Below are 22,125 nucleotides of genomic sequence, written 5' to 3' on the forward strand. Positions count from 1 at the left end.
TCGACCATTTATCAATAGTGATAATCATTATCACTTACTGTCAAATTTATCTTATCAGATTTACGGTATGTGTCAATTCTCCTTTCAAACTCCTCCTGATTGCCAGACACGATCCTTTTCTGCAAACAAAAAAATCACTTTCCATATTATATGCCCTTTCCTATTAATCTAGGTCGTGAATTTTCCGCAATGCGCGGAGGGTAGTAACCGTCCTTGAAACATACCTTAAAAAGAACTTGAAAAAGAATTGAAAGCATAGTAAGCTGAAAACAAGATAATTAATTAATTTAATTAAGTTGTTTTATTTTTCAGGAGAGAGGAGTATTAGATGGATACAAAACAACTCATTCATACGTTTCAGAAGATTTTTCAGTCTACAAAACAGCCCCATACGTTCTTTGCACCCGGACGAATCAACTTAATCGGGGAACACACGGATTATAATGGCGGCCACGTCTTCCCCGCATCCATTTCATTCGGCACTTATGCGGCCGCTGCCAAACGTGATGATCAGACCATCAGGCTTTATTCGGTCAACTTCCCTGAAACCGGTATCATTGAATGTGAAATGAATCAGCTGGACTATCAGGAAAAAGATCAATGGGCCAATTATCCAAAAGGCATGATAAACTATTTAATGAAGGATGGGCTCACCATTTCCTCGGGAGCAGATATTTTATTTTGGGGAGATATTCCCAATGGCGCAGGTTTATCATCGTCTGCATCGATCGAAATGGTGACCGGAGTTGTGGCCGAGTCACTCTATGAATTACCTATTGACCGCATCCGCATGATCCAGCTAGGCCAAAAAGTAGAAAACGAGTATATCGGTGTCAACAGTGGAATAATGGATCAGTTTGCCATCGGAATGGGCAAAAAAAATCATGCTATATTGCTCGATTGTCAGTCACTGGATTATTCCTATGCCCCTGTTCAGCTATGGGAGTATATCGTGATGATCATCAACACCAACAAGCGAAGAGAATTGGCAGGATCGAAATATAATGAACGACGGATGGAATGTGAGCGGGCACTTGCCGATTTACAGAAAGTAATCGGCATTAGTAGTTTGGGAGATTTAACAGAGGAGCAATTTGAAGCAAACAAACACGCTATTCAACATGCACTCGATCGCAAACGCGCCAAGCATGCCGTTTATGAAAACCGCAGGACGTTAAAGGCGCTTCAAAGCTTGAAGGATAATGACCTCAAGCAATTCGGAGAACTAATGAACCAGTCGCACATTTCGTTGCAGCAGGATTACGAGGTTACAGGCAAGGAACTCGATACGATTGTCGAAGCAGCCTGGAAACAGCCTGGTGTTCTGGGGGCAAGAATGACAGGAGCCGGTTTCGGCGGCTGCGCCATCGCCATCGTTCCGGAAAAAGATGTGAATAGCTTCCGAGAAAATGTAAACCAATTATACCGGCAACAAGTTGGATATGATGCCTCTTTTTACCCCGCGACAATAAGCGACGGAGCTAAACCATTATAAAAGAAAATCCTCAAAAGGAGTGGGAAAAATGAGTATTTTGGTATTAGGCGGAGCTGGATATATCGGTTCACATGCAGTCTATCAATTAATCGATCAAAATCATCGTGTGGTGGTGGTAGATAGTTTGGAAACCGGGCATCGCCAAGCTGTCCATCCCGATGCGGCTTACTATCAAGGAGATATCCGAGATAAACCGTTTTTAGATGATATATTTAGCAAGGAAGACATCGATGCAGTCTTGCATTTTTCTGCTAATTCGCTTGTCGGCGAATCTATGCAGGAGCCGCTGAAATATTTCAGCAACAATGTGCACGGTACCCAGGTACTGCTGGAAACCATGAAGGCACACAACGTCGACAAGATTGTTTTCTCTTCCACAGCAGCCACTTACGGAGAGCCGGAAGCTGTTCCGATTACCGAAGACATGCGGACAAATCCGGAAAGCGCCTACGGGGAAACAAAACTGGCAATGGAAAAAATGATGAAATGGTGTGCCCTTGCCTATGGTCTCAAATACGTATCCCTCCGTTACTTCAATGTAGCCGGAGCGAGAAGGACAGGAGAGATCGGCGAGGATCACCAGCCAGAGACGCACTTGATTCCAATTGTATTGCAGACCGCACTGGAGCAGCGTGAGGCCATCACTATTTTCGGAGAAGACTACGACACTGAAGATGGCACGTGCATCCGGGATTACATTCACGTGGAAGACTTGATTGATGCTCACCTGCTTGCGCTGTCTTACTTGGAAAATGGCGGAGAAAGCGAGATTTTCAACCTTGGAAGCAATCAAGGTTTTTCGGTAAAACAAATCATCGATACCGCCCGGAAAGTGACCGGCAAACCGATACCGGCTGTGCCCGGTGAGCGTCGACCCGGCGATCCAAGCGTCCTGATTGCATCGGCGGAAAAGGCCAAGCGCATTTTGGGCTGGCAGCCTTCACGCACCTCGATCGAAACGATCATCGAGGATGCATGGAAGTGGCATCGCAACCATCCTCACGGCTATGATGGAGGAGTCGGGGCATAATGTCTGTCTTTCAAACGATTGCCAGTTTAATAGATAAAGCCATTTCCACCGGATTGATTGAGCGGCAAGATGCTGTTTATGTACGCAACCAACTGCTTGGGCTGTTGAAAATGAACGATTATCAAGATGAAGGCCCAGCTGATACGCAGCAGACTTCCATTCCCGACTTCGTCGAGGAGCTTGTCGGTTACGCGGTTGAAAATCAAATCATCGAGGATGTGCTGGATGAAAAGGAAATATTTTCGGCCAATGTGATGAATATCTTCCTGCCGAAACCCTCTGCCGTCCAGCAGACATTTGAAGCCAAATATCGGGAAAGAGCAGAGCAGGCGACAGATTACTTTTATGCTTTAAGCAAAGACAGCAATTATATCCAAATGAAGCGTATCAGTAAAAACATCCACTTTAAAGCAGACACTGCTTACGGGAAAATGGATATTACCATCAACCTGTCCAAACCGGAAAAAGATCCAGAGCAAATCAGACGGGAAAAAGAAGAAAAACAAGCGATTGGTTACCCGCAATGTGTGTTATGCAGGGAAAACGAAGGGTATGTCGGCAGAATCGGCCATCCGGCCCGGTCCAACCACCGGATCGTGAAAATATCTTTGGAGGAAGAAAACTGGTACCTGCAATATTCCCCTTATGTTTACTACAACGAACACAGCATTGTACTGGCGGAAGAGCACCGGGAAATGAAAATCGACAGGCAAACCTTCTTGCGCCTGACCGCATTTGTAGAAAAGTTTCCGCATTATTTTCTCGGTTCCAATGCAGATTTGCCGATTGTAGGGGGGTCGATTCTCAGCCATGATCATTACCAAGGCGGCCGTTATCAGTTTGCCATGGAAGCTGCTGGTAAAACGGCAACATTTTCGTTAAAGGATTTCCCGGCTGTGCAAGCCGGAATAGTCGACTGGCCGCTTTCTGTTATACGTCTTTCTTCTCCTGACCGTATGGAGCTGGTGGAAGCTGCAACCCATATCTTGCAAACATGGCGCAATTACGAGGACGAGCATGTGGCAATCATAGCTTATAGCGGTGGTACGCCACATAACACGGTTACACCGATAGTCCGGATGCGGGACGGCCGCTTGGAAATGGACATTGTCCTGCGCAACAACCGTACATCCGAACAGCACCCCTTGGGGATATTCCATCCCCACGCCGATGTGCATCATATTAAACGGGAAAACATCGGGCTGATCGAAGTGATGGGATTAGCGGTACTGCCAGCCAGACTCAAATCCGAACTGGAGGAAGTCAAACGCTTTTTACTCGAAGAAACGGAAGCGGTTCCTAACCATCACCGCAACTGGGCAGAACAAATCAAACGGAATAATCAGATCCACAAAGAGAACGTGGGAGCAATTTTACAAGATGAAGTAGGAAGAAAATTCACCAAAGTATTGGAAGATGCAGGTGTCTTCAAACGGGATGAACAAGGCAGCCAGGCATTTCAGCGATTTATCATGGCATTGAATCAAGACTAGCAAGGAGTGTATCGAATGCAAATCAAACAGGAACAAATTGCTCTTTCCACCGGACAAAACTGGAAACGGTTCACTTTCTCCAATGACCGTGGCATGGAGTTGAGCTGCCTCGATTTCGGCGGCATTATCACGGAGATACTGGTGCCCGACAAGAACGGCCGCAAAGAAAATATCGTGGTTGGATATAAAAACTACGAAGATTATCTCGACAATCCAAATTTCTTTGGGGCTCTGATCGGCCGCGTAGCCGGAAGAATCGAAGGGTCCTCCTTTTCCCTTAACGGAAAAACCTACCGACTACCGCCAAATGAAGGGGAAAACCATCTACATGGCGGACCGGATGCTTTCCATAAAACGATATGGCAGACAGAAACCTTTGAAAAAGAAAATATGGTGGGCGTTGTCTTTACCCATCAAAGTGGGGATGGAGAAAACGGATATCCCGGCAATCTGGAAATGAAAATCACATACACCCTGGACAACACCAATCAGTTTTCCATCACCTACCAGGGTTCGGCAGACAAGGATACCGTGTTGACCACGACCAACCATTCCTACTTTAACTTAAGCGGTGATTTACAATCTGATATCCGGAATCACGAAGTTACCCTCGACAGCAGTCAGTTCGTCGAGCTCGATGAAGCGTTGATTCCAACCGGCAACAAACTGGATGTCAGAGGAACGGTGTTTGATTTCCGCCAGGGTAGAAAAATAGAGGATGGAATCCAATCCGATCACCAGCAGAATATCTATGCCGGGCACGGCTACGATCATTACTTTATTTTTGACAAGAAAAAGGAGTCTCAAGTCACTGCCGCCGATCAACATAGCGGAAGGAAAATGACGATTAAAACCGACCAGCCTGGAATGGTCATGTACACTTCCAATGGCTTGGGGGAAGGGTTACAGCTGAAGGAGCGGGAATCTGCGCAATACCTGGGTATTTGCTTTGAGACACAGGCTTCTCCTTCCTCGCTGCACCATAAAGGATTTCCTTCCTGCTTCCTGCCTGCCGGAGAAGACTATTATTCCCGGACAGTGTTTCAGTTTTTTTCTTAGAGAGAAATACAACAATTCCATATCTGCTTATTGACAAAGGGTGCTAATATGAGTTGGCACCCTTTCTTTATGGTTGGGGACTCCCTTTATATCGATTTGTTCTTTTAAATAATAACTTTTTTGAAACTTTTCTATTCACTAATTGCTCTAACAGGTGAAAGGAGGGCAAAAACTTGAAACACTCATCCCTAGTCAAAAAAGCAATAAAAGGAGACGAAGCTGCCTTTGAAACACTTGTAAAAAATGAAAGTGAGAAATTGTATAAAACAGCATTTCTTTACGTTAAAAATAAGGAAGACGCTCTCGATGTGCTTCAGGAAACAATCTATAAAGCTTTTGTCTCCATAAACCAAGTTAAAAAACCCGAATACTTTTACACATGGCTTACGAAAATTCTTATTCACACAGCTTATGAGTTATTAAGAAAACGGAAAAAGGTTGTTTATGATGAAAACCTTATTCACCATTTGCCTGAAACAGAAGGAAATCAGGATGTAGAAACGAAGATGGATTTGCTGAACGCTATTTCTTATTTAAGTGAACAATATCAGACAGTCATCATCTTATTTTATTACCATGACTTACCCATTCATCAAATCGCTGAAACCATGGAAAAGCCGGAAAACACCGTAAAAACCTATTTGCGCAGAGCAAAAAAGGAATTAAAACATTATTTGGAGGGAGTGCATCACTATGGACAAAGAGCGTTATCATAAACAAATCAGCGAAATCGATGTTCCCGAAAGCGAGATTTTCCATGCGATAGACAAAGGAATAACCAGAGGGCGAAGAGAAAAAAGGGCACGTAGAAAATCCAGGATCAAGCTTTCCGGCACGATTGCAGCAGGTGCAGCCACCTTTTTCCTGGCAGCCGGATTCGTATTCGCTCCCGTTTCCTATGCCTTGTCAACGGTTCCCTTGTTGGGCAGTGTCTATGAAAAAGCTGGCTTACAAATTGGTCATGAGTTAATGGAAAGTGATTTAGTGACCCAGCTAAACAAAAAGGCGACGAGTAACGGGGTCGATATAACCATAACAAGCGCTTATTATGACGGGAATATCATCGGAGTCACGTTCCAAGCAAAAGGGGAGAAAATCTCTCTGGAAAACATGGGGGGCGATCGCGGACCAGAAGCCGGATATGCCTTTCACCTTTTTGATGGAAAAGAACAAAATCAATGGTCTTCAACGATGAAAGAATTGACAGAAACCGAAGATGGTTATATCGCTTCAATGGAGTTTTATAACGCAGAAGCTGATTTACCCGCTAGCTATTCGTTGCCCTTAACCTTTACTTCGATTACCGGTGTAAAGGGAAAATGGAATTTCGATATTCCTGTTGAGCAAATTCCTCCAGAGACCATTTATTCAAATGCTGAGAGCAAATTGGAAGGTAAAGGTTACTCTCTTACAATGGAATCGGTCGTCAAAGGGGAAGCAACCACAACATTAAATTACAAGACCACTTTTCCATTAGTGGGGGAGAAAGATGAAATCAGAATCCATGTAGTCGATAATAAAGGTAATCGATTATCAAAATACCATCCAAATCTTTTGACAACCGAGTCAGATGGGTCTTCTGTTACAAAAGAATACCAAGAATTATTTAGCAGCAAAATCAGTGAGGATGCAAACTCTTTAACAATTCAACCTGAGATAATAAAAAATGATACGATGCAGATTGGAGCGATGGATCAACAAGCACCTTTCACAGTGGAAAGCAACAGGTTTGACTATGCTGTTAAGGTAACCAACATGGAACAAAACGGAGAACAAATAATAGTGGATTATACGATACAACATACCGATACAAGTAAAATCAGAAAAGATATCATTCAAAACTTTGCTGATTTTATCCAACTAATTAAATCAGACAATGTTCAAAGGAATGAAAAAGGAGAACTGGACAGACAAAAGATGCTTGAACACGAGATTCGGAGTGATCAGGCAACTTTACTCGATGAAAACAGTTTGCACTTTCAATCCATTTATACCATAGATAATCCGGCTGATTTCGATTTTAAGAACTACTCCCTCCTTGTTCCGTTCGCTACCTTAAGCGCAAATGAAAAACCGATTAAAATGGAACCTATAAAAGTGGACTTGAAATAAGTGACAACGGAAAAGGAGGCGGAAAGAACCCGGCTCCTTTTTCTTAGTATAAATTATAAATTTAATTGACTGTGGATAATTAATGGCTGAAACAGCCACGTCCAGCTCCAGTGCCTACCCCCCTCGAGGTCTTAAGCCCATTCTCTGTGTAGCAAAAAGCGCCACGCCGAGAGTGTTCTTAAGCTTGTCGGAGGCCCACACGATGTGGGTCATGCAGGCGTTGCCCCCAGGACGTGGCGGCTTTAGCCTGTACTCCTTTAAACAGGCGCTTGCGCTTTTGTCCTTTACTTCCAATGTTCCGGTATCTTTAGTGCAGGTGGAAGGATAGTAGCATCATCGCCATTTGCTGCGTTTACCTGCGCCTGGGTAAGAAAAATACTATCCGTGAAATCAGCTCCGCTTACATCTGCATCTCGTAAATCCGCTCCAATAAAATCGACAGCACGTAAGTCTGCCTTATACAAATCTGCAGCTATCAGCCACTTACCTCTGAGATCAGCACCCTTCAAATCCGTTCCGCGTAAATCAGCGCCTATAAGGTCATCCTTTTCCGTTAGCTGAAGATCTTTTCCGCTACGTATCCTTTTGCGCACCAATTCACTCGTTTTGACCAGCAACTTATTTACTTTTTTTCTATGAATTGAAACCTTCACTTGTAAGAGTTCAGCCGGAGGTAATTCAGTAAGCCGTATCGTCTCTTCCAAGACCTTTTTCAGTTCACCTGACAGTGACCCCGCTTCCGCGAGATGAACCGCTTCATGCAAATAACGAATGATTTCTTGCAGCTGTTGCATAACCGAAAAAACGCTGAACATTTCTTCTTTCAACTCGGAATGGTCCCGCCAGCTTCTGCCCCTATATGTAAGCTGGGAGACCTTTTGCCCGGCCCCGAAGCATTCATATACAGTACAGCCACGGTATCCTTCTTTTCGTAGCATTTCATGAATACGGCAGCGATAATCGTCTTGGAGGTAGGAACAAGGCGTTCCTCCTGCTTTGTTGGCAGCAAAGTCCGAGGACTTTGCATAAGGCAAGGCAACACAACAAAGTCCAAAGCAACGGGAGCAATCAGCTTGCAATTCATATTCCATCATCTAACTTTCTCTCCCATCATCCATGGTTTCCCCTTTCTTCAACCGGAAATACGGGGCAACGGATCAAACAACTCGGTCAGTACCAGGGCCACCGCCCCTAAAACTGTCGCATTTCCCCTTAACGGCGAAATGGTGATCTCTGTCTGTTTCGCTTCAGCTGTCAATGCCCTTGCTTTAATGGTCTCCTTAATAGGCTTTAAAATTATGTCCCCTGCGTTGGAAACGCCCCCGCCGATGACGATTTTACTCGGGTTGATGACATGGATCAGATTGGTGAGACCAATGCCGATATAGGTTCCGGTTTCCTCCAGTATTGCCTTGGAGTCCTTATCTCCCTGGACTGCCGCCTGATAAACAAGTTCGCCGGATACCTGGTCCTCCTTATCGTCCATCAAGGAAGCTAAGCCGGACATTCTTCCTTCGTCCAGCAGTCTTCTAGCACGTTTTTCGATAGCAGGCCCTGAAGCAACTGTTTGCAGACAACCATTGTTGCCGCATGTACATTTTTCACCGTGAAGATCGAGCGTCATATGACCTATTTCTCCCGCCAAGTCATATTCACCATGATAGAGCTTTCCATCAATCATCAATCCGGCACCGATACCGCTGCCGATATTCAATGCCAGCATGCTTTTTACTCCTTCACTATCCCCGAACCATGCCTCTCCCAGCGCCATCGCCCGTGCATCGTTTTCGACCTTCACTTCATAGTCGAAGGCCTTTTCTAGCTCCTCTTTTATCGCCACATCGCGCAAATCGAGATTCGGTGCAAATTCGGACACTCCATCTTCCACTTTCACTACGCCGTGCATAGCGACTCCTATCCCGACAATTTTGCCAACCAAGCCTTTCCGGGCCAATAGAAGGCTTTTTACACCGGTGATCAGGACCTCAATAAATTGTTGACTGGTTATCGTACTGTCTATTGGAGTAATCTTTTCTTCTTTCAAGTCGCCCGACAAATCCGCCAGAACAAATTTAACGGTTCGAGGTCCTGCATCGATTCCGATGATATAGAATTCTGTACGGTTGATGACCAGCATCGTCGGTTTGCGGCCACCCTGCGAGGTTCCCTGGGCACTCTCCCGGACGATCCCCTGCTCGATCAGCTCTTTGACAATACTGCTGACCGTAGGCGGCGTCAATTTAGTATCTTTGGCTATCTGGGCCCGCGATATGGGCCCGCTCGTCCTTATTTTATTCAGGATGATGGATTTGTTCAATGTCTTCATCCACTGAAAGCTTCCACGCTGCATCGCTTTTCCCACCTGTTGTTATTTTTGTACCTAGATTATACCACAGCTTAATTAAGTTAATTTATTATTTAAAAATCCTCTCATAGAAAAAAGAAAGTCAAAAAGTGGCCGGGGGAAAGCGAAGTACCTTGCCGGAGTGAAGCGTTGCTCTTTTTATAAATTTTATAAACCAAAAACCCAACGAACTAGAATCGTCAGGTTTTTGGTTTGTTCACGATACATTTGTCCCAACCTCTTTATCTGCCAACTGTTCTTTTACGATGTTTCGGATGGATTCTTTAGTAAGCGCCGCGAATGTGGTCATGGACATCGTGTTGGTAGAACTTTTGCAATTTATCCATTTCCTCGGCGCTGAAGCTTGGCACCTCTAATGACTTCAAGTTATCTTCCACCTGCTTGACTGTTTTGAAGCCCGGAATTGCACAGGTGATTTCCTCATGGTCCAAAATCCAGCGAAGCGCCGCTTTCGACATGCTGTCCCTGTCGTTGGCGATCCATTTAAGCTGTTCACTTAATTGGACACCCTTGTTGAATTCGAGACCTGCGAACGTTTCTCCCACATTGAATGCTTCCCCGTTTTGATTGAAATTGCGGTGATCATCTGCCTGGAAGCTGTGGTTCTCGCTAAACTTCCCTGTCAACAGACCACTTGCAAGAGGCACGCGTGCCAGGACCCCAACTCCTTTTTGGTAAGCCTGTGGAATCAATTCTTCCAAAGGCTTTTGCCGGAAAATATTGAAAATAATTTGCAAGGCCGAAACATCCGTGTTTTCCAAACAATACAATCCTTCTTCCACGGTTTCAACGCTGACTCCATAATGGCGGATTTTCCCTTCGGCTTTCAATTTATCCAGCACCTCGAAGACCCTGCCGTCTTTCAAAATGGCGAGTGGCGGGCAATGAATCTGGTACAAATCAATTGTATCCCTGTTCAACCGTTTCAAGCTGTTCTCACAGTACTCCCTTACTCGCCGTTCCGAGTACGTTTCAGGATCTTCGATATCGCCGGCCCGGCAAAATTTTGTCGCAATATGGATGTCATCTTCTTTTCCTTTTGTCGCCTTGGCCAGCAGCTCCTCACTGTGTCCATCGCCATAAACATCTGCTGTATCGAAAAAATTAACTCCGGCGTCCATGGCATGCTGGAGGGCCTTCAATGATTCTTCATCATTGGTATTTCCCCAGGAACCGCCGATTGCCCAAGTACCAAAGCTCAATTCGCTTACCTTTAGATCCGTATTGCCTAATTGACGGTAATTCATCTGACCTGCTCCCTCCAAAAGTCCTTAAAATTTTGAAATACAAATCAATTATGGCATGCCCGCATAACCACTACAAATGTAACGCTTTCATGAGAAGCGAAGCGCCTTGCCCCCAAGAATAGATAATTCCATCCAAGGACTAGATTGTTTAATTAATAGATAATAGTCTCAAAATCTTTCCCATCAACAAATGAACCGAAATATCCACCTGCAAATTCAACTTATTGTTCATCCTTCCCCCACTTATAGGGAGTCTTCGACCATTCATGAAACAGAATAAACAAATACATGATAAAACACACCATTATGTTATCCAGCCATTCAATCTCTTTATTGAAAATCAATTGCCAAACAGTTGATACAACAAAGTATGTTGAAGGAAAGCTCATGCTTTTCTTAAGCACTCTGTCACCTCATTTCATGCAATTCCCTTTCAAGTATTCAACGAATCTTCCAATCAAGCACATGTTGATCCTTGAAATATTTTAACAAACATTCAGATATCGACGAAAAAAGCAAGGCAGGGATGAAAGCAGGACCACCAAAGCAGAAATCGAGCGAATTCTAAATACTAATCAATTTCGTTCGGTTTTTATTTTGATCACGATGCTTTTGTCCCCGCTCGTTTTTCGAATGGTGAAGGGAAAGATTAGCCTGGTCCCTATTGCTCACTCTGCGAACTTTTCAAATAAAAACTTGTATAACCCGTCTTCTTTGTGGCTGTATGTCGTAATTTCGTCTACTTGCTGCTTTACTATATCCGCCGCGTTCTTCATCGCTACCGCATACCCGGCTATTTTCATCAATGGCAAATCATTCTCACTGTCGCCGATCATCATGATTTCGTCATTGGTCAAAGAATAATGCTCCAACAAATATTGAACACCTGTCGCTTTTGAAACGTTTTTCTCCATCACTTCTACATTGTGGTCAGAGGAAGCGAAAGCACTAAAGTCATGCTTTTGCTTTAGCTCGTCCAAAGTCTGTTTCCAGATAGTCATCCGCTTCTTGTCTCTGCTGAAGAAATAAATCTTGGCAGCATCGGCCACCGGCAGATTGTCTGTCCATTCAATGTCTTCCTTGATTGCCGCTTTTCGGGATAGCCATTCATCCTCTTTCACTGAAGCCGGCATCGGCTCTGCAATCTCTGCAGTAAAATAACCTTTATCCTTCATCAAAGCAGATCCGCTTCCCTCTATCGGATGCACTTCGTAATACATTTTTTCCTCCCGGGCCTTCGACACTAATTCCTTGACCAAATTGTCATCCAAGGAATGTTTTACGATTTGCTTTCCGTTTATGTAGACCACCATACCATTGGCACAAACAATTCCATCCACCTCCAAATCAGCGGGAAGGGGGTCCTTCACTTCCTTTAGAGTCCTGCCGGTGGCAATGAATACCAGTCTGCGATTTCGCCGGATTGTTTTGATGATATCTGCCAATGTGTCGCTCACTTGGTTTGTTTGATCGAGCATGGTTCCATCCATATCTAGAATTACCGCTTTCGCCTGAAATGTCATCTGTTTACCTCCGTTGTATAACTTAGTCCTTTTCCAGAATACCGTTTTTTGTTACATTAGCAAGTCAAATGGTGTAAAGTCCTAATCAAGAAGGGAATGATAGCCGAAATTTACACACTTATTTGTTTATGATTCACTATTAATAAGGATAAGGAAAGGTTGATTGAATGAAAAGGTACTCTTGGATAAGTTTCGTTTCCTTAGCTTTTGGCTTATTGGCATGTGTTTTCATTTATACATACAGAAGTCCAAAAATAATGCAATATGGCATCCTGATAAATGCTTCCATCGGGATCATATTTTCGTTCACCGCCTTTTTTAGTAAATCCGAGAAAAAAATCATTGCCATTTTCGCATTACTGCTCTGCCTGACTGCTATATTATTCTTTATAACCGTCATTACTGTCGCTGGTATGGGACAAACTTGAACGGAGGTAGTACTTTTTTATATCATGGAATGAATGAACATTGAGCCGTGAAAGAGCTGAACATACATACAGACTACAAATCCCTTTTTGAACCGGAGTTTATTTGCAGAAGGATATGCTGGCTTGTATTTTCACATAGGCGTTTCAAATGAATGAACTTATAGGAGTGAGTAAATGCCAGATTTAACAGATTACGTCGTTCTCATAACAGGGGCCAATCGGGGCCAGGGAAAAGCCATCGCCCATCACCTTGCCGGACTGGGAGCCAAGGTGGGGATTGGTGCCCGCAACTATGCAGAGGCAGAAAAAGTCGCTGATTCAATCGGAGAGGACCGTGCAATTCCAGTTCCATTAGATGTTACACAAGAGTCTGATTGGAAAGCGGCAGTCGATAAGGTAGTCAATAAATTCAACAGGATTGACGTGTTAGTAAATAATGCAGGCGTCCTGAAAAGGAAACCTTTTACAGAAACAACATTGGAGGATTACCAACAGCTGATTCATGTTAATCAACTTGGCGTGTTCATGGGAATGCAGGCAGTCATCCCACAGATGGAAAAACAGCAAAGCGGTTCAATTGTAAACAATGTATCGATATCTGCTTTTGCTCCGATTAGTAAATCTTCTGCATATGCCGCCACGAAAGCATCGGTGGTGGCAATGTCCAAGGCTGCCGCCATCGAACTGGGACCAAAGGGGATTCGGGTGAATATGATTCATCCCGGTGGAATTGAAACAGATATGGTCAAGCAAGGCGCGGATGTTCCTGCTTATTACGACTCGGTTCCTCTCGGACGAATTGGAAAGCCGGTTGAGATCGCCCAAGCGGTGGCGTTTCTCGCCTCTAGCGAAAGCTCTTACTGCACGGGTACAGAAATGGTGGTCGATGGGGGAATGACGCTAGGAACTGCGGATGATTGAATAAACCAGGGTTTCAAGACACACACAAATGCTTCGCCAGCGTTCGAATGCCCTTCCATACCGGAATGGCATCGATTTGCAGTCATTAATTCACTTTCAGGGTAAAATCAAATTAGAAATAATGGTGGAAACTGGAGAAAATGAAAGGATATGAATAGTAGACCGCTTTCAGGTTTTGTAAAGTTTAAACTGTACAAACAATTCAAATAAAATCATTAAATTTGGCGTTTGAGCATGCTCCCCCAAAAAAGATATAGTATGTACAGACGTTAAATGAGGAATAGTAATGCTACATAAAAAACGAAACAGGTAGCATTAGGCAAAATTAAAGGAGTGTTTGACAGTATGTTTCATTTTAAGTGGAAAAAAATAGGAGCTATCACCGGTCTATCCTTGGCTCTTATCGCCGCTGGATGCGGACAACAGGAAGATAATAGCGGCGGCGGAGACGATCAATCGGATAGTTCTGCAAATATCAGTGAAGAGGTAGACCATACCATCACTGGAATTGAGCCAGGTGCCGGCATTGCACAAGCAACGGATAACGCTGTAGAGGAGTATGAAAACCTCGCTGGCTGGGAACACGAAAAATCCTCCACAGCTGCCATGTTGACAGCATTAGGAGATGCAATAGACAAGGAAGAACCAATCGTCGTTACTGGATGGTCTCCTCACTATATGTTTGCCAAATGGGACCTGAAGTACCTAGAGGATCCTAACGGTGTTTATGGCGATGTAGAAAAGATCATCACTATAGCAAGACAAGGTTTAAAAGAAGATATGCCGGAAGCTTACACGATTTTGGACAACTTCCACTGGGAGCCGGAGGACATGGAATCGGTTATGCTTGATGCCCAGGAAATGGAATTTGAAGAAGCTGCCCAAAAGTGGGTAGATGACAACCAAGACGTGGTGGATGAATGGACGGAAGGAGTCGAGCCTGTCGATGGAAAGTCGATCGAATTGGTTCTTACCCCTTGGGATACCGAGCGCTCTTCAGCCAATGTGGCGAAAATTGTATTAGAACAACAAGGATATGATGTTACCCTTACACCGGTCGATCCGTCTGTTGTCTTTGAGGCAATCGCTGCAGGTGATGCAGATGCTTCCCTTGCCCCATGGATGCCGGCAACGCATGGCGCTTTCTATGAAAAGCATGAAGGTGAATTTGAAGATTTAGGAGAAAACTTGACAGGTGCCAAAATTGGCCTCGTTGTTCCATCGTATATGGACATCGATTCGATTGAAGACCTTGAACCTGCACAGTAAAATGGAACAAATGCTTCCCTTTCGTTAGGGAAGCATTTTTTCTCGATAAAACTCGGTATTACTAGAAGGATGTATTGCCCGATTTTCAATTACGAACCATACGCCGCTTTTTCTGGCGGAAGATTTACAGGTGTTTAAATTCTTCATTAGTTTCTGCAAAGTTAACCGACATAAAAAAAGTGAACGTTCGTTTCCATAAAGACAGCAGGAGGTAGCCCCCTGCTGTCTTTTAGCCATTCTGCTTCGTATCCAATGATTCCAGTCTTGCTTCGATCTCTGCCCGCCTGTCTTCCAAAAACGGGGGCAATGCGACCGTTTCACCAAGATGCTCAATATCCTCATCTGTGGCAAAACCAGGACCGTCGGTAGCCAATTCGAACAAAACCCCATTCGGCTCCCGGAAATAGAGCGACTTGAAGTAGTAACGATCAACCAGTCCGGAGTTAGGGAATCTTGCCTGTTTGATTTTTTCTGCCCATTGGGCAAGTTCTTGCTCATCCGCGACGCGAAAAGCTACATGATGGACACTGCCTCGCCCCGGGCGTTCTTTTGGCAGTCCTTCCTGTTCCTCGACGTGGATCTCCGCCCCTGTGCCGCCTTCTCCGGTAGCAAACACTTGAATATCACCGCCCCCTTGCGAGGTATAACTGCCCACCTTACGGAATCCAAGGATGTTTGTCAGCACTTGAACGGTACGTTCTGCCTGCGGAACTGTCAGCTTGGAAGGTCCAAGGCCGGTAATGCCCTGCTCCTGCGGTACCGGACTCTGCTCCCAGGGAGTTCCCCCGGCCACACCTTCATTGGTCTCATCCGATACCAACGCAAGCCGCTGATCTTCCGAATCACGAAAATATAATACTTTTCTTCCGAATTGCTCGATAATCCCCTCATGTTCAACCTCGTATTCGTTGAAGCGGTCTTCCCAATAAGCTAAAGCCTCGTCATCTTTCACTCGCAAAGAAGTAAGCGAAATACTGTTATTCCCGGGATACGTATGACCTGCCCGCGGAATTTCAAAAAAAGTAAGATCCGTGCCCGGATTGCCAGCTTCATCAGCATAGAACAGATGGTACATGCTGGTGTCATCCTGGTTGACCGACTTTTTGACCAGCCTCATTCCCAAAACCTTTGTATAAAAGTCATAATTGTTTTTCGCATTTGCGGTTATCGCCGAAACATGATGGAGTCCTTTCAGTTCCATATGCATCCCTCTTCTACTTTAATTTATATTATATCTCGAATTCAAGATAATTATAATGCAAGGAATGGCACCTGTCAATGAGCGGAGATTCCAACTATCGCAACAAGGATTCCGCTCCATCGATATACAACTCGGTCCCCGTGATATGGGAGGATTCATCAGAGGCAAGGAATCGGATCAAGTCAGCTACCTGCTCCGGTTTTCCCGCGCCATGCTCCAACGGCTGATTGCCTTCCGGGAATTCTACCGGAATTTTGACTTTTTCCAAGTTCTCTTGATCTGGATGGGTATTTTCCCCGATATTGGTTTCGATTGCTCCCGGACAAATGATATTGACCCGTATGCGATATTCCGCCAGCTCCAACGCCGCCATTTTTCCAAACGCCATTTGGCCCGCTTTGGAAGAACTGTAGGCAGACATTCCGATACCGGAAAATGTCCGGTTACCATTGATGGAACTGGTGATGACGATACTTCCGCCCTTATCTTTCATTGCCGGTATTGCATACTTGACGGTTAAAAAGGTGCTTTTTAGATTATTGGTCAACGTTTGGTCCCACTCGTCAACAGGCAAATCCTCAATCGGAGCCAAATGTCCATTGACGCCTGCGTTGGCAAAAACAAAATCCAAGTGTCCCCAAGTATCGAGTACCTTTTTGACACCTTGTTCTACCTGGATCGGTTGAGAAACATCTGCTTCGATAATGATTGCTTCTCCACCGGCATCGCCGATTGCCTGTTTCACCTCTGCAGCGTTTTCTTCCTTGATATCGACAAGCCCCACTTTGGCACCGGATTGAGCCAGCCGCAATGCAGAGGCACGGCCGATTCCCGAACCGGCACCTGTCACAATGGCTGTTTTCCCCTGCAAGCTTTTATTTTCCATTGAATAGCCTCCTTTTTTCGGTTGTAACCAATTACTTCCTATATATCCTTCCCCCTTCAACTTAAACACCACTCACCCGTCGTTTTGCTTAATTGTCTGGTTTGAAGGAAGTCAAAAAAGGGGAAGTTCACACCAAAACAAACTTACAAACAATGGGAGCGGGTTGCCATGAATCATACCAATCTGTGGTTTACACTATTATCGTGCATCTTTTTTATGGGGCTGGTAGCCTGGATTGCTTACCGGCAGACCAAAAATCAAGTCAACGACTCAGCCGGTTACTTCCTTGCGGGCCGCGGACTTTCCGGTGGATTTATAGCCGGCTCCTTGCTGCTGACCAATCTTTCCGCTGAACAGCTGGTCGGTTTGAACGGACAAGCCTATCGCGCCAACCTGTCCAATATGGCCTGGGAGGTCACCGCACCGATTGCAGTGGTCATTATGGCACTTTATTTACTGCCAAAATACTTAGGGGGATCTGTAACGACGCTCCCAGAATTTTTAAGCCGGCGTTTCGATAAGACGGTTCGACTATATATTGTTGTCTTATTTATGTTTGGATATGTATTCGTTACGATTCCTTCCATGTTGTATTCCGGTGCTTTAGCCGTACTCCGGTTGTTTAATATTCCGGATTTACTGGGAATTCCTTATGTACAGTCTGTCTGGCTGGTCGTATGGGTCGTCGGCCTGATCGGAGCAGCATATGCCATTTTCGGAGGGTTGAAAGCCGTTGCGGTTTCAGACACCTTAAATGGAATCGGCTTGTTGATAGTCGGAATCCTGGTTCCCGTCCTGGGCTTTTTCGCTTTGGGCGACGGGAACATGCTAAGTGGCATGAAGGAAATCACGGTGAACAATGCCGAAAAGTTGAACGCAATCGGCAGTCCGGACGACTCGGTTCCCTTTGGAAGCATTTTTACCGGGTTGATTATCGCAAACCTATTCTACTGGGCATCCAATCAGTATGTCATACAACGTACTTTGGGAGCCAAAAGCCTGAAAGAGGGACAAAAAGGGGTACTTTATTCAGGCTTCTACAAGCTGCTGGTGCCATTGTTCATGATGGTTCCAGGTATCATCGCGTTTCATCTGTACGGGGAAAATTTACGCAACGTCGACCTGGCCTATCCGACGCTTATTTCCAATGTACTGCCGACTTACTTATCAGGGTTTTTCCTGGCTGTCCTGTTAGGGGCTGTGCTTAGTTCTTATAATTCTTTGTTGAACAGTGCTGCGACCATGTTCGCATTTGATGTATACAAGCCACGGGCCAAAAAAGACGTCAGTGATGAAAAGTTGATCAAAATCAGTAAAATATTCGGAACAATCATTGCCTTTATTACATTTTTCATTTCCCCGCTACTCATGTATGCACCGAACGGGCTTTGGGATTTGATCCGGCAGTTTACAGGATTTTTCAATATTCCGATCGTGACCATTTTACTGGCAGCGGTTTTATCGAAATACACACCAGTGATTGCGCCAAAAGTGGTCATCATCTTTCATGTGGTTGCTTACTACCTGATGATTTGGGGAACCGATCACTTATTTGGTTTCTCATTGGACATTAACTATATCCATGTTTATGGTATCCTGTTCGTCATCGAAGTCGGCATCATCCTGGCTTTCCGGTTTACCAAGCCGCGGAAAGAAGCGTATGTTTTCAAAAAGGATCCAAAAGTCAGCCTCGTGCCATGGAAGCATGCCTTACCCGTCACCATTTTACTGCTTGCACTGATGTGTGCAGTATATGTGGTGTTTTCACCTATCGGCCTCGCTTATCCAGATGCAGTCGTATCGGGAAGCTTCTGGTACACAATCGGAGCTCTAGCAGTCGTGACGGCTGCACTTTACTTCCTTGCACTGAGGAATTGGACGAAAAAATATGCTGCCTATTTGGATAAGGAGGAGGAACAAAAGCAGCCCTTTTCCACATCCCGGCAGGTTAACCAATAAGTAGAATATAGTAATGGAACCGGAAAAACTTCAGGACCAAAAGAAAGTGGCCGGGACAAAAGCTTGGCCACCAAAGCAAAAACCGAGTGAATGTTGAACTATCAATCAAATTCGCTCGGTTTTTAATGTTTGTGTTCCTTAGATAGACTTACGTGTCTGGGATTGCTGCGGCAAGATACGTTTTCGGGGTCCCATTTTTAAATAAATAGAAGCATATTCTTCTGGCTGTTAAGGTTTCTAAACAGGGACGAAGACAAAATCAGCACGGAAGGTTTTTAATTTAGAAATTGGAGCTTGAGAACCAACACCACATAAAAAAAGAAGGACTCCTGTTTTCATACGGTTTAGCTTTCTTCATGTAACGGTATGAGAAAAAACAGAAATCAGCTAGGAGTGAGCATTGCTCGTTTGCGAATAATTCCACGAGATCGGAGGAAAGGTACGCAGACTACAGGAACAGAACGAGCTGAGAAAGTGGAAGCCGTGCCCCCATAGAACGAGTTTGCAGTAGCATAGGAAGCACGCAACAAACAAGGGAAAAGTGAGCATACAAAATGATGGTAGCGTACTTTTGTCCTTGCCTTGTTTTCCAAAGGGTAAATTCAGTCAACGATCGGCCGCTGCTTACCGCTGGTATAATCGTCAATAATCGGAACATGGCTTTCGAATAATTGGTCAGGAAGTTCATCAAGTGGAAAAAACCTGGCATCTAACGACTCTTCATTTTCCCGAATTAACTCGCCGCTGTATTCTCTGCAAGTGAACCAAATCTGCACCATTGCGACCTGGTCGCCGTTGCCGAGCGTCTTTTCTTTCGTTTGTCCCGAATAGATGCTGAACAATTCCAATTCACCAAGACACAGGCCTGTTTCTTCAAAAGCTTCTCTTCTTGCCGTATCGGAAACCGTTTCCCCCATCTCCATATAGCCGCCGGGCAGCCCCCACGTTTCATTGTCGGAGCGTAAATGCAGCAACAGACGGTCCTGTTCATCAAATACGAAAACCCCCGCCACCACCATGATCACTTTTTCATGACCGACCATCGAACGCAAATAAGTTATGTAGTCCATAAAACCTCTCCTTTACACGTGCAAAAAGGCAGGCTCCTTCTTGGAAAAACCTGCCTTCAGGCGTGTATGTTATCGATTGGCAAAAAACGCTTCCGCTCTCTCGAGATCGACTTCCTGTTCCGGTGTCAGATCATACTCTTCTTCGATTGCATTCACCGGGCATACCGCTTTACAGGCGCCACAATCGATGCAAATATCCGGGTCGATAAAAAATTGATCCGGGCCTTCTTCTATACAATCAACCGGGCAGACAGTAAGACATTCTGCCGCTTTTTCGTCTTTACAAGGACTTGTGATAACAAAAGCCACCGCGATTCCTCCTTATTAAGCAGAAAGTAGATTAGTACTTCAATTATTATTTAATAACACTTGACCCATGGTTTGCAAGGATATGGATTGCTTTTCCTGTCATTAAGAGTCTGTCATCGTTGGTTTTATTGCTTTGTAAAGCTGTTTAGAAACCTATCAGTCAATAGAAGGAAACGGTTATATACGGAAATCAGAACACGATAACATAGCGAAGGCAAGATACGGAGACTCCTACGGAAACATCACGAGTTGAAAATCCCGCAAGAAAACGGTTTGGTGCTTTCTGAGGAAGTGGAAGCCATACCCGAGGAAAACGTAGTACTTGCCGCAGCGATAAGAAGCACCCATCAAACAACGGGAGAAAAAGATCGAAGGGACTTACAAGCCCAAAAACCGGGCGAATCAATTAACATTCACCCGGTTTTGCTTGGCGGCCTTGCTTTTGTCCTGCCACCATGACTATGCATTTGCTTTCGTTACGAAACAGTTTCCAAATTCATTGACGGTCCGAAAAATTCGAAATGGATGCGATTTTCAGGGACTTGCCATTCCAGCAGAAATTGATTGATTGCTGACATAAATGGAACTGGACCGCAGAAATAAAAATCAGCCTGATTGGTGCCAAGGACTTCTTTCAGCCATGACAATGTAACATAACCTTCTTTGTCAAAGCTTCCGGCTGCTTTGTCTGCTTCCGTCGGATCGCTGTACACGACATAGCTGATGATATCTCCATTCGTTCTTGCCAGCTCCTTCACTTGTTCGTCCAGAGCATGTACCTTTCCATTTTGAGCGGCATGGATGAAGGTTACTTTACGTCCGGGCTGTTGATCCACAATTGTCCGTAGCATACTCATCATTGGCGTCAATCCAACCCCTCCGCTCAAGAGCACGACCGGTCTGTTACTATCCAGGTCGAGTGTGAAGTCGCCAGCGGGTGCACTAACCTCCAGGGTGTCCCCTTCTTTCACATGACCATGAAGGTGGTTGGAGATTTTTCCGTCGGGATTGTTTTGTCCTTCTTCCCGTTTCACGCTGATCCGGTAATACGGTTTTCCCGGCGCATCGGAAAGACTGTATTGGCGGATTTGCGTGTACGGTTCCCCTTCGATTTTCACTTTCACAGAAAGATACTGGCCTGGTAAGTAGTCAGCCAGTTTGCCTCCATCTGCAGGAACAAGGTAGAAAGACGTAATTACATCACTTTCTTTCACCTTTTTGTTCACGATAAACGGACGGAAGTCTTTCCAGCCGCCCTCTTTCTCGGCTGCTTCCTGATACATTTCTTTCTCTACTTGAATGAATACATCGGCAATGACACCGTATGCCTCCCCCCAAGCCTCGATGATTTCATCTGTAGCCTGGTCTCCCAGCACTTCTTTTATAGCCAGTAATAAATTCTCTCCTACAATAGGATAATGCTCCGGCTTGATACCGAGACTGCGGTGCTTGTGTGCTATTTGTTTCACCGCCGGCAAAATCGTCTCAAGCTGGTCGATATGAGCAGCAGCAGCATAAACAGCATTGGCGAGTGCCTGTTGTTGTCTGCCTTTCTTTTGATTGGCATGGTTGAAAATATTCAATAGTTCCGGGTGGTTTTCAAATAAACGTTCATAGAATCTGGTTGTGATGGTCGTGCCGTGTTTTTCTAAAACTGGCACTGTAGATTTTACAATATCAATCGTTTTTTGACTTAACATAGGATTACCTCCAGCTAAAGATGTATTACGTATACATCTTTTCACTATTCGATATTTA

At 44.8% G+C, this 22,125-nt stretch carries 20 protein-coding genes; 11 read left to right on the top strand and 9 right to left on the bottom strand.

Annotated features, from left to right (window positions below; translation table 11 throughout):
- The first annotated feature begins 328 nt into the window (after positions 1-328).
- From F6X55_RS12620 to F6X55_RS12645, 6 genes are all read left to right on the top strand, one after another.
- Complete coding sequence (locus tag F6X55_RS12620) at positions 329-1,495, top strand: galactokinase (RefSeq protein WP_026568715.1); 1,167 nt, start codon at positions 329-331, stop codon at positions 1,493-1,495.
- A 28-nt stretch (positions 1,496-1,523) separates the two neighbouring features.
- Complete coding sequence (gene galE, locus F6X55_RS12625; RefSeq protein ID WP_026568716.1) at positions 1,524-2,525, top strand: UDP-glucose 4-epimerase GalE; 1,002 nt, start codon at positions 1,524-1,526, stop codon at positions 2,523-2,525.
- A complete protein-coding gene (gene galT, locus F6X55_RS12630) occupies positions 2,525-4,018 on the top strand; it encodes a UDP-glucose--hexose-1-phosphate uridylyltransferase (RefSeq protein ID WP_153463727.1) in 1,494 nt (497 codons plus the stop codon). Before galE ends, galT begins: the two co-directional genes overlap by 1 nt.
- Before the next feature lie 15 nt (positions 4,019-4,033).
- Positions 4,034-5,077, top strand: coding sequence for an aldose epimerase family protein (locus F6X55_RS12635; RefSeq protein WP_153463731.1), 1,044 nt, complete (start codon positions 4,034-4,036; stop codon positions 5,075-5,077).
- Positions 5,078-5,250: 173 nt separating this feature from the next.
- The gene (locus tag F6X55_RS12640; protein ID WP_153463734.1) at positions 5,251-5,793 is read left to right on the top strand and encodes a sigma-70 family RNA polymerase sigma factor; all 543 of its coding nucleotides are present in this window, start codon (positions 5,251-5,253) and stop codon (positions 5,791-5,793) included.
- Positions 5,771-7,189 (top strand): DUF4179 domain-containing protein, encoded by a 1,419-nt coding sequence (locus F6X55_RS12645; protein ID WP_153463736.1) that lies wholly within the window; start codon positions 5,771-5,773, stop codon positions 7,187-7,189. Before F6X55_RS12640 ends, F6X55_RS12645 begins: the two co-directional genes overlap by 23 nt.
- Positions 7,190-7,473: 284 nt before the next feature.
- Here the strand turns inward: F6X55_RS12645 and F6X55_RS12650 are convergent, their stop codons facing one another.
- The 4 genes from F6X55_RS12650 to F6X55_RS12665 all read right to left on the bottom strand — a co-directional run bounded on the left by F6X55_RS12650 (position 7,474) and on the right by F6X55_RS12665 (position 12,324).
- A complete protein-coding gene (locus F6X55_RS12650) occupies positions 7,474-8,283 on the bottom strand; it encodes a pentapeptide repeat-containing protein (protein ID WP_153463740.1) in 810 nt (269 codons plus the stop codon).
- A 38-nt stretch (positions 8,284-8,321) separates the two neighbouring features.
- Entirely contained in the window at positions 8,322-9,539 is a 1,218-nt protein-coding gene (locus F6X55_RS12655) for an ROK family transcriptional regulator (protein ID WP_153463743.1), read from the bottom strand.
- A 278-nt stretch (positions 9,540-9,817) separates the two neighbouring features.
- Positions 9,818-10,801: an aldo/keto reductase gene (locus F6X55_RS12660; RefSeq protein WP_153463746.1), complete on the bottom strand. Its 984-nt coding sequence runs from the start codon at positions 10,799-10,801 to the stop codon at positions 9,818-9,820.
- Between the two features lie 668 nt (positions 10,802-11,469).
- A complete protein-coding gene (locus F6X55_RS12665; RefSeq protein WP_153463749.1) occupies positions 11,470-12,324 on the bottom strand; it encodes an HAD family hydrolase in 855 nt (284 codons plus the stop codon).
- 257 nt (positions 12,325-12,581) lie between these two features.
- On the opposite strand from F6X55_RS12665, the gene F6X55_RS12670 reads away from it, so the two are divergent.
- From F6X55_RS12670 to F6X55_RS12680, 3 genes are all read left to right on the top strand, one after another.
- Entirely contained in the window at positions 12,582-12,752 is a 171-nt protein-coding gene (locus tag F6X55_RS12670) for a hypothetical protein (RefSeq protein WP_153463752.1), read from the top strand.
- Positions 12,753-12,926: 174 nt separating this feature from the next.
- Entirely contained in the window at positions 12,927-13,673 is a 747-nt protein-coding gene (locus tag F6X55_RS12675) for an SDR family NAD(P)-dependent oxidoreductase (protein WP_153463754.1), read from the top strand.
- A 345-nt stretch (positions 13,674-14,018) separates the two neighbouring features.
- Positions 14,019-14,942 (top strand): glycine betaine ABC transporter substrate-binding protein, encoded by a 924-nt coding sequence (locus F6X55_RS12680; RefSeq protein ID WP_153463756.1) that lies wholly within the window; start codon positions 14,019-14,021, stop codon positions 14,940-14,942.
- A gap of 229 nt (positions 14,943-15,171) precedes the next feature.
- Here F6X55_RS12680 and F6X55_RS12685 read toward each other — a convergent pair whose 3' ends face one another.
- Positions 15,172-16,143 carry a ring-cleaving dioxygenase gene (locus tag F6X55_RS12685; protein WP_153463759.1) on the bottom strand — a complete coding sequence of 324 codons (972 nt, stop codon included), beginning with the start codon at positions 16,141-16,143 and terminating at the stop codon, positions 15,172-15,174.
- 94 nt (positions 16,144-16,237) lie between these two features.
- Positions 16,238-17,029, bottom strand: a complete 792-nt coding sequence (locus tag F6X55_RS12690; protein WP_026568727.1) for an SDR family oxidoreductase — start codon at positions 17,027-17,029, stop codon at positions 16,238-16,240.
- A 168-nt stretch (positions 17,030-17,197) separates the two neighbouring features.
- Here F6X55_RS12690 and F6X55_RS12695 point away from each other — a divergent pair, with 168 nt between their 5' ends.
- On the top strand, positions 17,198-18,988 hold the full coding sequence (locus F6X55_RS12695; protein WP_153463762.1) for a solute:sodium symporter family transporter: 1,791 nt from the start codon (positions 17,198-17,200) through the stop codon (positions 18,986-18,988).
- 602 nt (positions 18,989-19,590) lie between these two features.
- Here F6X55_RS12695 and F6X55_RS12700 read toward each other — a convergent pair.
- Both F6X55_RS12700 and F6X55_RS12705 read right to left on the bottom strand, forming a co-directional pair.
- Positions 19,591-20,058 carry an NUDIX hydrolase gene (locus F6X55_RS12700; protein ID WP_026568728.1) on the bottom strand — a complete coding sequence of 156 codons (468 nt, stop codon included), beginning with the start codon at positions 20,056-20,058 and terminating at the stop codon, positions 19,591-19,593.
- A gap of 69 nt (positions 20,059-20,127) precedes the next feature.
- The gene (locus F6X55_RS12705; protein ID WP_026568729.1) at positions 20,128-20,367 is read right to left on the bottom strand and encodes an indolepyruvate ferredoxin oxidoreductase subunit alpha; all 240 of its coding nucleotides are present in this window, start codon (positions 20,365-20,367) and stop codon (positions 20,128-20,130) included.
- A gap of 249 nt (positions 20,368-20,616) precedes the next feature.
- Here F6X55_RS12705 and F6X55_RS12710 point away from each other — a divergent pair, with 249 nt between their 5' ends.
- The gene (locus F6X55_RS12710; RefSeq protein WP_026568730.1) at positions 20,617-20,826 is read left to right on the top strand and encodes a hypothetical protein; all 210 of its coding nucleotides are present in this window, start codon (positions 20,617-20,619) and stop codon (positions 20,824-20,826) included.
- Between the two features lie 17 nt (positions 20,827-20,843).
- Here F6X55_RS12710 and hmpA read toward each other — a convergent pair whose 3' ends face one another.
- On the bottom strand, positions 20,844-22,067 hold the full coding sequence (gene hmpA, locus F6X55_RS12715; RefSeq protein ID WP_153463765.1) for an NO-inducible flavohemoprotein: 1,224 nt from the start codon (positions 22,065-22,067) through the stop codon (positions 20,844-20,846).
- Positions 22,068-22,125: the final 58 nt, after the last annotated feature.

Source organism: Sediminibacillus terrae, assembly GCF_009602435.1.
Classification (GTDB): Bacteria; Bacillota; Bacilli; order Bacillales; family Amphibacillaceae; genus Sediminibacillus; species Sediminibacillus terrae.